Raw genomic sequence first — 13,376 nt, 5'->3', positions numbered from 1 at the left:
GTTCGGAGCCCGCCACTGCTGTCTGATTTGTCGGTAACGTGACAATCGTGATTACGCTCAAGAAAGAAGACGGCGCAGCGGATCTCGGCGGCATCACCAAGATGAGCGTCGGGGTCAGCTGGGATCCCTCCTCGGGCAGCAGTGGTGGACTACTCGGTATCGCTCGGCGCAAAAAAGGCGTCGACCTGGATTTGATCGCAGTGCTCATGCAGGGCAGCGAACCCGTGCGGTTCGCGGGCCTCGATTCCCTCGACCCCTTCGGCAACGGTTCGGTGCAGCACACTGGCGATGAGCAGACCGGCGCGGCCTCCGGTGACGATGAGACCGTGCATGTCACCTTCGCCACTGTGCCGCCCGCCATCGACGGCATCATCTTCGTCGCGGCCGCCTTCAAGAAGGGCAGCAGCTTCGAGAAGGCCAACAATGTGTCCTTCAAGATCTACGACGCGACCGGTGGCAGCACCCAGCAGGTCGCCGATATCTGGCCGTCGCTGCTCGGCGCGGATAACGCCAATGCCATCGCCCGCGCCTTCCGCAACGGCCCGGCCTGGCAGCTAGAGGTGCTCGACCGCAAGGGCAAGGTGAAGCAGGGCGATATGCAGGCCCTGTTGCGATTCGCCATGGCCTGACCTGGGATTCGCTCCGGTCCGGGTGGTTCCCGCCCTGCGGGTGAACCGCCCGGACCGGCCGGTTCATGGGGCAGGGGTGGCGATCTGCGACAATCACTTACCGTGAAATCTTTCGAAGCCCTGTTCGCCGAGCTACAGGATCGTGCAGTAAACCGCCCCGAGGGGTCCGGAACCGTCGCCGCTCTGGACGCCGGTGTACATGCGCAGGGCAAGAAGGTACTGGAGGAGGCCGGCGAAGTATGGCTGGCCGCGGAACATGAGAGTGACGAGTCGCTGTCGGAGGAGATCTCCCAGCTGCTCTATTGGGTTCAGGTGCTGATGGTGGGCCGCGGTCTGCGGCTCGAAGACGTGTACCGACATCTGTGATGCGCCGTTTCACCGCACAGCCCGTGCGGCCGACAACCCCGCGTCCACTGTCCTCACGTCCCCCCACCCGTCCCGAAAGGAATATCTATGCTTCGCGTCGCCGTCCCAAATAAGGGCTCGCTGTCCGAATCCGCCGTCGCCATCCTCGCCGAGGCCGGTTACCGCGGCCGCAAGGACGCCCGCGATCTGAGCGTGCTCGACAATGCCAACCAGGTCGAGTTCTTCTTCCTGCGCCCCAAGGACATTGCGATCTACGTCGGCTCCGGTGAGCTCGATCTCGGCATCACCGGGCGCGATCTCGCCCTGGATTCCGGCGCGCCGGTACAGGAGCGCCTGGCCCTTGGCTTCGGCAACTCCAGCTTCCGCTACGCCGCCCCCGCGGGCAGCGAATGGAAGGTCGAGGATCTCTACGACAAGCGCATCGCCACCTCGTACCCCAATCTGGTGCTCAGCGATCTGAAGTCGCGTGGCATCGAGGCCGAGGTCATTCGCCTCGACGGCGCGGTCGAGATCTCGATTCAGCTCGGTGTGGCCGATGCCATCGCCGATGTGGTCGGCTCCGGTCGCACCCTGCGTCAGCACAACCTGGTCGCGTTCGGCGATTCGCTCTGCGATTCCGAAGGTGTGCTCATCGAGGCCAAGGGTGCGGATCAGCGCAATAAGGCCCGCAATCAGCTGGTGGCGCGCATCCAGGGCGTGGTATTCGCGCAGCAGTACCTGATGCTCGATTACGACTGCCCCAAGTCGCTGCTCGACGCGGCCGTGGAGATCACCCCGGGCCTCGAGTCCCCGACGATCGCACCGCTGAGCGATCCGGAGTGGGTCGCGGTTCGCGCGCTCGTGCCGCGCAAGAACGGCAACGAGCTCATGGACAAGCTCGCGGATCTGGGCGCGAAGGCCATCCTGGCCACCGATATTCGCTCCTGCCGCGCGTTCTGATCGGTCGCGTCCGCGCGAAAGAGCGAACGCGAAATAGCCTCGCCCGCCGCGGTTTCGCGGCGGGCGAGGCTGTCTTCGATGCTCAGTCGGCCGTTTCGGTGAGGACGGTGATGGTGTCGGGTGCGGCGATGGCCGGATACGGCGGCGGGGTGCCGCCGAACTCCGGGCACAGCGGCTTGAAATCGCAGTACTGGCAGAGCCAGGATCGGCTGGGCGGGAAATCGCCTGTCTTGGAGGCGGATTCGATGGCCTGCCAGAGCGCGGAGACAATGCGCTCGAACCGTAGCAACTCCTCGGCATCGGGTTCGTAGCTCAGGGTCTGCTCATCGGCGAGGTACATGAGCCGAAGTTCGGCCGGGGCCGCGCCGAGCGTGCGCATTAGCACCAGGGCGTAGAACTTGAGCTGGAACAGCGCCCGGGTTTCGCGTTCCGGACTGGGGGAGCGGCCGGTCTTGTAGTCGATGACGTGCAGTAATCCATCGGGGGACCGGTCGATTCGATCCACGAAACCGCGCAGCGGAGTGCCATCGGGCAGATCGGTCTCGATGAACGCCTCGAGCGATTGCGGTTCGAAGGCGGTGGGATCCTCGAGGTTGAAGTAGACCCGCACCAGGTCGTACGCCTCGGCCAGGAAGCCGGGCAGTTCCTCTTCGGCTATCAGGTCGACGGTTTCGGGGCGCGATTCCAGCAGGCGGGTCCAGGCGGGCGCGATCAGATCTCCGGCGTGTGCCAGATCGCGTTCGGGCGCGGGCAGTCCGAAGAGCGCCTCGAGCACCGCGTGCACGAGCGTGCCGCGCACCGCGACCCGGGCGGGGGCCTCCGGGATCTTGTCTATCGCGCGTAGCCGATACTTGAGCGGGCACTGTTTGAAATCCATTGCGCGCGAAGGTGAGAGTGCGAGCCTGCGCGGCTGGGCGCCCGCTGAGTCCGGGGTAGTGATCGCGGGTACCGACATACCTGGCAGGCTAAACGCAGGCACCGACAAGGTGCGAACCTGATTCACGCAGCAAAATCGCAGCGACTTTCGGCATGCGCCGGGGTCGAACCAGAACGGAGATTCATGACGGCCAGACGGACCGGGCCTTTCCAGATCGGCGACCGGGTGCAGCTGACCGACGCCAAGGGACGCAAGTTCACCGTGATCCTGGCGCAGGGCGGCACCTTCCACACGCATGCGGGCGAGATCGCCCACGACGATCTGATCGGCGCGGATGAGGGCAGCGTGGTCACCTCCGCCAAGAACACCGCCTACCTCGCGCTGCGGCCGCTGCTGACCGACTACGTGCTGTCCATGCCGCGCGGCGCGGCGGTCATCTACCCCAAGGACGCCGCGCAGATCGTGCACGAGGGCGATATCTTCCCCGGCGCGACCGTGCTCGAGGCGGGCGCGGGCTCCGGCGCGCTGACCTGTTCGCTGCTGCGCGCGGTCGGCCCGGAGGGCAAGGTCGTGTCCTGGGAGATCCGCGAGGATCACGCCGAACACGCCGTCCGCAATGTCGAGCGCTTCTTCGGTGAGCGTCCGGACAACTGGGAACTGACCCTCGGCGATGTCGCCGAGTACTCCGGTCCGCAGGTGGACCGGGTCATCCTGGACATGCTCAAGCCCTGGGACACCCTGGACGCGGTCTCCAAGGCGCTGGTCCCCGGCGGTGTGCTCATGGTCTACGTGGCCACCACCACGCAGATGTCCGAGGTGGTCGAGCATCTGCGCCGCCAGGAATGCTGGACCGAACCCCGCGCCTGGGAATCCATGGTCCGCGGCTGGCATGTGGTCGGCCTGGCCGTGCGCCCGGAGCATCGCATGCAGGGTCACACCGCGTTCCTGGTGACCGCCCGCCGCCTCGCCGACGGTGTGGTCGCGCCCAAGCCGCAGCGTCGCGCCGGTAAGGGCTGACACCGCGAATCGGCCTGCCTCGCATGCTTTTCAACACGATGTGCCCCCTTTCCGCTTGGAAAGGGGGCACATTCGTGTGTTCCGGGCCGAGAGTTTTTCAGCCCGTGCGGGTTTTCACCCCGTGCGCATCAGCAGGGAGCGCGGCCCATCGACAGGATGGTGCACGCGGTGCTCTCCGAGAGCTGCCAGCCCGCGGCGGTGTGCTGCCAGGACATCGGCACGCCCGGCATGGTGCCGTGCGGGGAGATGACCGCGACCGAGGCATTGGCGTTATCGCCGTCGACCTGGATGTTCGAGACGCCGAAGCCGATCTTGCCGTAATTGCCGAGCTTCGAGGTCATGGTGTCGATATTGCTCGCGCGCCGATCGCCGCCCACCATGAGCTGCTCCTTGTCGACCGTGGCGATATTCGGGTCGACGAAGCGTTCCAGGGTGGACTGCAACTCCTCCGGCGAGGGCGCGGGGGAATCGGCGCTGGCGAATCCCGCACCCGAGACGAGCGCGAGACTCGCGCCGAGGGCGGCCAGGGTGATGCGGGCGGAGCGAGCGAGCATGAGCGGTCGAGCCTTTCGATCGGAGCGGTTACTGCTGGGTATTACGGCTGACAGGCGGCGCGCGCCATACCGAGGATGGTGCACGCGCCCGAATCGGCGAGCTTCCAGGTGCCGTCCACGTACTGGAACGACATCGGCACATCGGCCATGGTGCCGTGCGGGGATACGACCGACACCTTCACATCGGCCTTATCGCCGGTCTGCTTGATTTCGCCGACGGTGAAAGACACCGCGTAATGTGCCAGACCCTGGTTCATTGTCTCGATGAGTGAGATCCGCTTGTCCCCGTCGACAACGAGTTTCGCCTTGTCCGCGGCGGGTTTCGCCGGATCCGCGAACGCGGTCAGCACGCCCTGGAGCTGCTCGGCGGTCGGTGCGGGCGCGGTGGCCGCCTTGGTCACCGCGGCCGAGGTGGTGGCCGCGGAGTCGGTGGAGGTCTTGTCATCGGAGCCGCAGCCAGCCAGGGTTGCGGTAACGGCGAGGGCCGCCGCAACGGTAGCCACGGAAACACGAAGCGTCCGCGAGGCGTTGCGCATACCAGAAGTTCGACTGGTGGGAAGGAGCATCAACGGCACCCTTTCGGATCGGCCGGTGATTAACTCACCGGAAACATGTTAGGGCAGGCTAACATGTCCGTCCGGTCCGCTAGCCGCAGCCTAGATGTGATCACGACGAAACCATGTCGGAAAGCGAGAACGAGTATCGCCCGGTAGCGTTGATAGACCGGGACTGGGAGGAGCAGCATCATGAGCCCCAACGAACATTCGGACTCGGCGGCCTGGAGGGAACTCGAGGCCGTCCGCGCCGAGGCGGCTGCACTCCGGAGGCAACTCGCCGACTCGCCGGATCGCTCACGGGAATTGGAAGCGCGCGTTGATTCGCTGACAATTCGCAACACCAAACTCATGGACACCCTCAAGGAAGCGCGACAGCAACTCGTCGCTCTCCGTGAGGAAGTCGATCGGCTCGGTCAGCCACCGAGCGGTTACGGCGTTCTGCTTGGTGTATATGACGATCAGACGGTCGACGTGTTCACCTCAGGACGCAAGATGCGCTTGACGTGCTCGCCGAATATCGATACCGCCACCCTCATCTACGGTCAAACCGTGCGCCTCAACGAGGCACTGACCGTGGTCGAGGCCGGCAAGTTCGAATCAATCGGCGAAATCGGCACGCTGCGCGAGATTCTCGACGACGGCCGTCGAGCACTGGTTGTCGGTCATGCCGACGAGGAGCGAGTGGTGTGGCTGTCCGGCCCGCTCTCCGCGCTCGTCGACGTGGACGATATGGAAGATCCGGATCGCCCCATTCGCAAACTGCGCCCGGGTGATTCGCTGCTGGTCGATACCAAGGCCGGTTTCGCCTTCGAGCGAATCCCCAAGGCAGAGGTCGAGGATCTCGTGCTGGAGGAGGTGCCCGATGTCGATTACCACGATATCGGCGGCCTCGGGCGCCAGATCGAGCAGATCCGCGATGCGGTGGAATTGCCTTTCCTGCACAAGGATCTGTTCCGCGAATACGCGCTGCGGCCGCCCAAGGGTGTGCTGCTCTACGGCCCTCCCGGTTGCGGTAAGACGTTGATCGCCAAGGCTGTGGCGAATTCGCTGGCCAAGAAGATCGCCGAGGCGCGCGGTGAGGATGCCAAGGAAGCCAAGTCGTTCTTCCTGAACATCAAGGGCCCCGAGCTTTTGAACAAGTTCGTCGGTGAGACCGAGCGTCATATTCGGATCATCTTCCAGCGGGCTCGGGAGAAGGCCTCCGAGGGCACCCCCGTGATCGTGTTCTTCGACGAGATGGATTCGATCTTCCGCACCCGCGGTTCGGGTGTCTCCTCCGATGTGGAGACCACCGTTGTGCCGCAGCTGCTTTCGGAGATCGATGGTGTCGAGGGCCTGGAGAACGTCATCGTCATCGGCGCCTCCAACCGCGAGGACATGATCGACCCGGCCATTCTGCGGCCCGGCCGCCTGGACGTGAAGATCAAGATCGAGCGTCCGGATGCCGAAGCGGCACAGGACATCTTCTCCAAGTACCTCACCGAGACGCTGCCGCTGCACGCGGACGATCTCGCCGAATTCGATGGTGAGCGCGCCAAGTGCGTGAAGGCCATGATCGAGCGAGTGGTGGATCGGATGTACGCCGAGAGCGAGGACAACCGCTTCCTGGAGGTCACCTATGCCAACGGTGACAAGGAAGTCCTGTACTTCAAGGACTTCAACTCCGGCGCCATGATTCAGAACATCGTGGACCGCTCCAAGAAGTACGCCATCAAATCGGTTCTGGAATCGGGCAACCCGGGTCTGCGCATTCAGCACCTCTACGACTCCATCGTCGACGAGTTCGCTGAGAACGAGGACCTGCCCAACACCACGAATCCCGATGACTGGGCTCGTATCTCGGGCAAGAAGGGCGAGCGGATCGTCTACATCCGCACCCTGGTGACGGGCAAGAACGCCTCCGCCAGCCGCGCCATCGACACCGAGTCGAATACGGGTCAGTACCTGTAAATCGGAATCGTCAGGGGCGCGCCACCATTGGTGGCGCGCCCCTTTCGTATTTCCGGACCGGCGGGTTCGATATCGCATGCGGGTTTGTACCGTGCGGCGTATCGTATGCAGGCACGCCGCCACGGTCGCTGTGGTCGGCGAGAGCGTGTCGCGGGGGAGGGTTCCGGGTGCAATTCGCCCAGGGCAGTGTGGTTTCCGGCTATGTCATCGAGCGGGAGCTGGGCAGCGGCGGGATGGGTACGGTCTACCTCGCCCGGCATCCCCGTTTGGATCGGTTCGACGCGCTGAAGGTGCTGTCCGCCGAACGCAGCGGCGATGCCGGCTTCCGTTCCGGGTTCTTTCGTGAGGCCGAAATCGCCGCGCGCCTGCAACATCCGAATCTGGTGACGATTCACGATCGCGGCGAGCAGGACGGGCGGCTGTGGATCGCCATGCAGTACATCGCCGGGACGGATCTCGCCGGGCTGCTGCGGCAGGGTCCGCTCGATATCGAACGAGCGCTGCGCATTCTGGACGAGACGGCGGCGGGGCTCGACGAGATACATCGCGCCGGACTGCTGCATCGGGATGTGAAGCCCGCGAATATCCTGATCGCCGCCTCGAACGGTGGCGCGGAGCGGGTGCTGGTAACCGACTTCGGGATCGCCCGCGCCGCAGACGATTCCGCCACGCTGTCCGCACACGGCACGGTCGGGACGCTCGCGTATGCCGCGCCGGAACAGCTCGCCGGAGATACGGTGGATCACCGGGCCGACGTGTACGCCCTGGGTTGCACGCTGTACCAGATGCTCACCGGCACGGTTCCATTCCGGCGGGAGGGTGCGGGTGCGATCATCTACGCGCATCTGCACGATCCGCCGCCCCTTGTCTCGCAGCATGATTCGGCCTTGCCCAAGGCCCTGGACCGGGTGATCGCGTCCGCCATGGCGAAACAGCCGGGGGATCGCTTCGAGAGCTGTGGCGCGTTCGCGGCCGCGGCGCGCGATGCCGTCTACGGCAGGGCGCGAACCCCGGCTCGATCGCGTCGGCCGTGGCTGCTCGGTGCCGCGATCATCGCCTTGGTCGCCGCCGTCACTGTGGCCGCGGCGCTCGTCACGAGCAGGGACGACGGTGCGGGGGCGCGGAAGTTCCTGGCAGTCGATCCCGCGAGTGTCGATCCGGATCGCTGGGGCGTGTACGGGTATATCGCCGAGCTGTTTCCCCGATTGCTCCCGCCCTCGCAGATCGGCGCGGGCTATCAGGAATTGTCCATCTGCCAGCCCATGGATGAGGGCGATCACCAGATCTCACTCTTCACCACGGTCGCCGAGGTGCGAATGGTGTGTCTCGGCAATCGTGATCCGGTGGAGGGCGTCGATGTGGTGTGCCGGACCGATCGAAAGGCGATTCTGCCCGGTCCGTTGCTCGACACGGTCGAAGGCGATGAATCCTGGCAGCGGTCCTCCGGCAGCGGTCATGTGTTCTGGGGTCACAGCCTGGATTCGGCGGACTTCATCTCGCATCCGCTGGGTCAGCCGATCGGCTTCCTCGAGGTGCTGTTCGAGGATTCGTATCGGAACTTCTGCCGAATACAGGTGGTGGGCGGGACCGGCGGTGCGGAGCTGCGTGACCGCTGGTGGCGGGATGCGCCGCTGTGATGGCGAGGACCGCGCGGATCGGTCACGTCCGAGCATTGTTCACCGTCGCGCTCATGGCGTTGACGGTGGGCTGCACCGTGTCGGGGAATCCGGAGCCCGAACATGTCGATCTGACGGCGCTGGATATGGGTCGCTACAGCAGCGTCCCGCTGGCGACTCCGGTGAACGACGCCGAGCGCTATGGCCGGGTGCTGGAATCGGTGCGGCTCGGTGAGGCCCTGCTCGATCCGGTCGAAGCCGATCCGGCCCTGAGCGTTCTGCTCGAGGGTGACAGTGTCGTACCGCTGCCGACTCCGGCGACGGCCACGGTGCTGCTGTCGGACGCGGTGCGTCCGGTACTGGAGCGCGAGGGCATGGTGGCCGGTGTGGCGACGGGCGCGCGCGATCGCGATTCGGCGACGGGCGCGGTGCGGGTCGGCGGGATGCGCCAACTGGTCGCGGTCGTGCTGCGCTTCGGCGATGCCGAGGCGGCGCGGCGGGCCGCCCGGGACATCGACGCCGCCGACGCGGCGGTGAGCGCCGAGAATGTGGCGGTGAGCATCCCGGATCATCCTGGCGCGCACGGTCATTGGCGTCCCACCGCACCCACGCTGGCGGCGACGCTGGCAGAAGGTTCGTACGTGATCAGTCTGCTCGTGGCACATACCACCACCGATCTGGGCGCACTGACGGACTTGGCGCACAAGGCTTTCAACGCGCAGTTGCCGCGCCTGCGAGAGTTCCTCGCCACCCCGCCCGACCGTCTGACCCAGCTCGCGCTGGACCGGGACGGCATGCTCGCGCGCATGGTGCCCGAAGCACCCCGGCGCTGGACGTATCCAGCGGTGGCCATGACGACCACGCAGCGGATCGCGGGCTGGCAGGGTGGATTGAATCCGGTGGGCATCGTTTTCGGGCCGCGCGCCACCTACCTGTCGTTCAAACGCACCGCGGACGGGGGGATGGTCACGGACGCGGCGCAGAGCAAGCGAGATGCGTTCGCGCTCACCGGAACGACCGCGCTCATCCGATTCACCGATGTGAAATCCGCCCGGTCCGCGTACGCCCGGGCGGTGCGCACCGATGCGGCGGCCGATGTCATACCGGGCCCTACCGGGCTCGCGGATGCGCAATGCACGCAGGCGTCCGACAAGCCTCCGATGGACACCGCCAGATTCACCTGCCGCGTTCTCTACGGCCGCTATATCGCGGTGCTGTCGGGTGCCGAGCGGACGAACACGCTACAGCGAGTCGCGGCACAGTACGGTCTGCTGGCGAGGGGCGACTAGCGCCATGGTGCGAATACTGAGTGCGGGAACGGTTTTCGCGGGATACCGGATAATCCGTGTGCTCGGCAGCGGCGGCATGGGCGTGGTGTATCTGGCCGAACATCCGCGACTTCCGCGCGCCGATGCACTCAAAGTGCTTGCCGCGGGCGACGAACCGGAGTTCCGCGCCAGATTCGCGCGGGAAGCCGATGTGCTGGCACGGCTCGACCACCCGAATATCGTCGCGATCCGCGACCGCGGGGTCGAGGACGATTCGCAATGGATCGCAATGCAATTCGTCGACGGTGAGGATGCCGCACAACTCATCGCCCGCCATCCGAGCGGTATCGCTCCGGAATCGGCGGTGCGTATCGTCACCGACGCCGCCCGTGGGCTGGACGAGGCGCATCGAGCCGGGGTGCTGCATCGGGACGTGAAACCGGCGAACATACTGTTGGAGTCACGCCCGGACGGTCCGCCACGGGTCTACGTCACCGATTTCGGGATTGCCGGTACGGCCGCGGAGTCCACCGTCCTGACCGATACCGGAACGGTCCTGGTGACCCTCGCCTACGCCGCACCCGAACAGTTCACCGGGGTTGCCCGGGATCATCGGGCGGACGTGTACGCGCTGGGCTGCACCCTGTTCGAGCTGCTGACCGGTGCCAAGCCGTATCCGCACGCGGATGTCGTGCGGATCATGCGGGCGCATCTGACCGATCCGCCGCCCCGCCCGAGCGCGCACAATCCCGCTCTCCCGGCCGCGCTCGACGAAGTGATCGCCTGTGCCCTGGCCAAACGGCCGGATTCCCGTTATCGCTCATGCGGGGAACTGGCGGCCGCTGCCGCAGCGGCCTTCGATACGCCGAATGTTGTTGCCACCGTGGCGCACCGCCCCGCGCCGGTCCCGGCAATCGATCGGCCGCGTCGACGGCGCGCGGTACGAACGCCGGTGGTCCTGGCCGTGGTCGTCGCGCTGGCGCTGGCGGGTGTGGGTTGGTTCGGATTCGCCGGGCGCACAGCGCATTCGGGCCCGAGTGCCGCCGCGCCGACCACGGCAGCGAGTCCCGTCCCGACCGTGACCTCGTCGGGTCAGGCGGGGCTGACCTGGGGTGCGTACGCGTTCATCGTGGCGGCGTTTCCGAAATTGCTGCCCGTGAGCCCCGCAGCCGGTGGGTATCAGGGGATTCGGTGCCAGGTTGTGGACAAGGAGTGGAAGATGCTCGATCCGACTGTCCGGCCCGAGTCGCTGGCCACAATATTCTGCCGGGGCGATAAGAATCCGCTCAATACCCTGGCGGTGATCTGCAATACCAGTCGCACGCCGACCTCGCTGCGCGGATACCTGGGACAGGTGCAGCTCGGCGACACCCGTTGGCAGCGCGGCGCGGACAGCGGCCGAATCGTCTGGGGGAACGAGCCGATCGACGATTCGGATATGGGTTCGCTGGAGGTCGGATTCGACGATCCGGCGCGGAACTTCTGCTATCTGTCGGCTTTCGGCGGGGCGAACGGGCAGGAACTGGTGGATCGCTGGTGGCGCGATGTGCCGCTGTGAGGGATGAGGTTCGACGGTGGTGGAGTTGCGTCCGGGCTCGGTATTCGGCGACTACCGGATAGAGCGGGTACTGGGCGGTGGCGGCATGGGAACCGTCTACGCGGCCCGGCATCCGCGCCTGCCGCGAGTGGACGCGCTCAAGGTGTTGTCGGCCGAACACGGTGACGATGTCGAGTTCCGGACCAGATTCGCGCGCGAAGCGGATCTGACCGCGCGCCTGAATCACCCGAATATCGTCGCCGTCCATGATCGTGGGGTGGCGGAGGGGCGGTTGTGGATCGCCATGCAGCTCATCGACGGAACCGATGCCGCCGCCCTGCTGCGCCGGGGCGCGCTGGCACCGGAACGAGCGCTGCGTATTGTCGAGCAGGCGGCATCGGGACTGGATGAGGCGCATCGCGCGGGCGTGGTGCACCGAGACGTGAAACCGGCGAACCTGCTGGTGGAATCTCGTGCCGGGCAACCGGATCGGGTGCTCGTCACCGACTTCGGCATCGGTCGCGGTGCGGGCGGCACGGTGCTCACCGCGACCGGGACGGTGCTCGCCACGCTGGCGTACGCGGCACCGGAACAGCTGGCCGCGGGAGCGGTCGACGCGCGCACCGATGTGTACGCGCTCGGCTGCACGCTCTACGAACTGCTGACCGGTGCGAAGCCATTTCCGCGCCCGTCCGCGGTCGCGGTCATGCACGCACACCTGATGGATCCGCCGCCGCGGCCCACCGACCTGAATCCGGCACTGCCGCAGGCGATGGACGATGTCATCGCCCGCGCCCTGGCCAAGCGGCCCGAGCACCGCTATCGGAGTTGCGGTGCCCTCGCCGGCGCTGCCGCAGCGGCATTGGGCATGGATGAGCCGGTCGTCCAACGGTATGGCGGATCGGCCGGTGGCAATCACGATCGGACCGCGGTCGCATCGGCGGGGCGAGGCGTTCCTGGTCGGCGCGGTCTCATCGTCGCGATGGTGCTGTCGGTTGCCGTACTGGGAACCGTTGTGGCGGTCGCGATCTCGTCCCATCGAGCATCCGGTGGCGGGACCGCCGCAACCGCGACCACCGGTGCGACGAGCAGCGTGGCGGATCCGGCGTCGCCGTGGGGCGGCTATTCCTATATCGCGCAAGCCTTTCCGGCGCTGTTGCCCTCCGCGCCGGAAAGTGCCGGTTATCAATCGATTCACTGTGCCGCATTGGATTCCGATAGCCGTCCGGCCGACATCGGCGTTCCCGCGACCGGCTCGAATCTGTTGTCCTGCGGCGGCAACAAGAATCCGGTGTATCTGCTGACTGTGCGCTGCAATGCCGATCGCAGTGCGATGGATGCCTCGGAACTGGACGCCAAGGCGACTTCGGTCGGTGATCAGGCGTGGCGGCGTGGCTCCGCGAGCGGACAGGTGCGCTGGGGTGATATGCCGAGTCCGGCCGGTGATCCGGCAGGAACGGTGGCGGTTTCGTTCGACGATGCGGCGCACCGGTTCTGCCGCCTGGTGGCCTACGGCGGTACCTCGGGTCAGGACCTTTTCGATCGCTGGTGGCAGGACGCGCCGATCTAACTCTGTTCGCGCGATATCGAATTCGCGGTGTCGAGTTCGGCGAGGATGTCGCGCAGGGTTTCGCGGCGGTCGGGGGACAGGGTCGAGAAGAGGTCGCGGGCAGCTTGGACGCGGGCCTCGGACATGCGGGTGAGCAGGGTGTGGCCCGCGTCGGTGAGTTCTACGAGGGTGGCGCGGCGGTTGGTGGGGTCGGGGGTGCGGGTGAGCAGGCCCGCGGCTTCCAGGGCGTCCACGACGGTGGTGGCCGAGCGCGGGACGATGCCCAGGCGCTCGGCGAGGTCGGACATGCGCAGGGGTTCGCCCGCGCGGCTCAGGGTGCGCAGCGCGCGGGCCTGGGCGGGTGTCAGGCCCAGGGGGGCGAGGTTGGCCATCTGACTGTGCCGGATGCGTTTGGCGGTGCGCAGGAACAGGTCGGGCAGGTCGCCTTCGGATACCTTCTCCATATTGCTGAGCATAGCTCACTGTCATGTGGAATAATTGTGAGCCTAGCTCAGTT

General features: G+C 66.2%; 13 protein-coding genes. 9 read left to right on the top strand and 4 right to left on the bottom strand.

The features are described 5' to 3' along the window. Positions 1–47: 47 nt before the first annotated feature. The 3 genes from ACFC4D_RS01765 (at position 48) to hisG (ending at position 1,934) form a co-directional block, all read left to right on the top strand. On the top strand, positions 48–629 hold the full coding sequence (locus tag ACFC4D_RS01765; RefSeq protein WP_375967582.1) for a TerD family protein: 582 nt from the start codon (positions 48–50) through the stop codon (positions 627–629). Positions 630–731: 102 nt separating this feature from the next. Next, the gene (locus ACFC4D_RS01760; protein WP_309230825.1) at positions 732–995 is read left to right on the top strand and encodes a phosphoribosyl-ATP diphosphatase; all 264 of its coding nucleotides are present in this window, start codon (positions 732–734) and stop codon (positions 993–995) included. An 87-nt stretch (positions 996–1,082) separates the two neighbouring features. Continuing rightward, positions 1,083–1,934 carry an ATP phosphoribosyltransferase gene (gene hisG, locus ACFC4D_RS01755; protein ID WP_375967580.1) on the top strand — a complete coding sequence of 284 codons (852 nt, stop codon included), beginning with the start codon at positions 1,083–1,085 and terminating at the stop codon, positions 1,932–1,934. A gap of 82 nt (positions 1,935–2,016) precedes the next feature. On the opposite strand, the gene ACFC4D_RS01750 is transcribed toward hisG, so the two are convergent. Further along, on the bottom strand, positions 2,017–2,889 hold the full coding sequence (locus tag ACFC4D_RS01750) for a RecB family exonuclease (RefSeq protein ID WP_375967578.1): 873 nt from the start codon (positions 2,887–2,889) through the stop codon (positions 2,017–2,019). A 105-nt stretch (positions 2,890–2,994) separates the two neighbouring features. Between ACFC4D_RS01750 and ACFC4D_RS01745 the strand changes: the two genes are divergently transcribed. Next, positions 2,995–3,828, top strand: coding sequence for a tRNA (adenine-N1)-methyltransferase (locus ACFC4D_RS01745; RefSeq protein ID WP_376061223.1), 834 nt, complete (start codon positions 2,995–2,997; stop codon positions 3,826–3,828). Between the two features lie 128 nt (positions 3,829–3,956). Here the strand turns inward: ACFC4D_RS01745 and ACFC4D_RS01740 are convergent, their stop codons facing one another. After that, a complete protein-coding gene (locus ACFC4D_RS01740; protein ID WP_376061222.1) occupies positions 3,957–4,382 on the bottom strand; it encodes a hypothetical protein in 426 nt (141 codons plus the stop codon). Positions 4,383–4,423: 41 nt separating this feature from the next. Beyond that, positions 4,424–4,885: a hypothetical protein gene (locus ACFC4D_RS01735; RefSeq protein WP_375967574.1), complete on the bottom strand. Its 462-nt coding sequence runs from the start codon at positions 4,883–4,885 to the stop codon at positions 4,424–4,426. A gap of 243 nt (positions 4,886–5,128) precedes the next feature. On the opposite strand from ACFC4D_RS01735, the gene arc reads away from it, so the two are divergent. The 5 genes from arc (at position 5,129) to ACFC4D_RS01710 (ending at position 12,880) form a co-directional block, all read left to right on the top strand. Continuing rightward, on the top strand, positions 5,129–6,889 hold the full coding sequence (gene arc / locus ACFC4D_RS01730; RefSeq protein ID WP_375967573.1) for a proteasome ATPase: 1,761 nt from the start codon (positions 5,129–5,131) through the stop codon (positions 6,887–6,889). A 167-nt stretch (positions 6,890–7,056) separates the two neighbouring features. Then, a complete protein-coding gene (locus tag ACFC4D_RS01725) occupies positions 7,057–8,526 on the top strand; it encodes a serine/threonine-protein kinase (protein ID WP_376061220.1) in 1,470 nt (489 codons plus the stop codon). After that, complete coding sequence (locus ACFC4D_RS01720) at positions 8,526–9,794, top strand: hypothetical protein (RefSeq protein ID WP_376061218.1); 1,269 nt, start codon at positions 8,526–8,528, stop codon at positions 9,792–9,794. The genes ACFC4D_RS01725 and ACFC4D_RS01720 overlap by 1 nt, the downstream gene beginning before the upstream one ends. A gap of 4 nt (positions 9,795–9,798) precedes the next feature. Then, the gene (locus ACFC4D_RS01715; protein WP_376061216.1) at positions 9,799–11,331 is read left to right on the top strand and encodes a serine/threonine-protein kinase; all 1,533 of its coding nucleotides are present in this window, start codon (positions 9,799–9,801) and stop codon (positions 11,329–11,331) included. Between the two features lie 16 nt (positions 11,332–11,347). Beyond that, positions 11,348–12,880, top strand: coding sequence for a serine/threonine-protein kinase (locus tag ACFC4D_RS01710; RefSeq protein WP_376061215.1), 1,533 nt, complete (start codon positions 11,348–11,350; stop codon positions 12,878–12,880). Here the strand turns inward: ACFC4D_RS01710 and ACFC4D_RS01705 are convergent. Then, a complete protein-coding gene (locus ACFC4D_RS01705) occupies positions 12,877–13,323 on the bottom strand; it encodes a MarR family winged helix-turn-helix transcriptional regulator (RefSeq protein WP_376061214.1) in 447 nt (148 codons plus the stop codon). The genes ACFC4D_RS01710 and ACFC4D_RS01705 overlap by 4 nt on opposite strands. Positions 13,324–13,376 lie beyond the last annotated feature (53 nt).

Origin of the sequence: Nocardia sp. NPDC056000 (assembly GCF_042269265.1) — a bacterium.
In the GTDB taxonomy this organism is placed as follows: Bacteria; Actinomycetota; Actinomycetes; order Mycobacteriales; family Mycobacteriaceae; genus Nocardia.
Note: the sequence above shows the minus strand (reverse complement) of the source record. Positions and strands in the feature narration are given on the sequence as shown.

Coding starts and splice junctions, on each gene's coding strand:
- ACFC4D_RS01740 (WP_376061222.1), bottom strand. CDS start 4,382: ATGCTCGCTCGCTCCGCCCGCATCACCCTGGCCGCCCTCGGCGCGAGT.
- ACFC4D_RS01745 (WP_376061223.1), top strand. CDS start 2,995: ATGACGGCCAGACGGACCGGGCCTTTCCAGATCGGCGACCGGGTGCAG.
- ACFC4D_RS01705 (WP_376061214.1), bottom strand. CDS start 13,323: ATGGAGAAGGTATCCGAAGGCGACCTGCCCGACCTGTTCCTGCGCACC.
- ACFC4D_RS01720 (WP_376061218.1), top strand. CDS start 8,526: ATGGCGAGGACCGCGCGGATCGGTCACGTCCGAGCATTGTTCACCGTC.
- hisG (WP_375967580.1), top strand. CDS start 1,083: ATGCTTCGCGTCGCCGTCCCAAATAAGGGCTCGCTGTCCGAATCCGCC.
- arc (WP_375967573.1), top strand. CDS start 5,129: ATGAGCCCCAACGAACATTCGGACTCGGCGGCCTGGAGGGAACTCGAG.
- ACFC4D_RS01750 (WP_375967578.1), bottom strand. CDS start 2,889: ATGTCGGTACCCGCGATCACTACCCCGGACTCAGCGGGCGCCCAGCCG.
- ACFC4D_RS01715 (WP_376061216.1), top strand. CDS start 9,799: ATGGTGCGAATACTGAGTGCGGGAACGGTTTTCGCGGGATACCGGATA.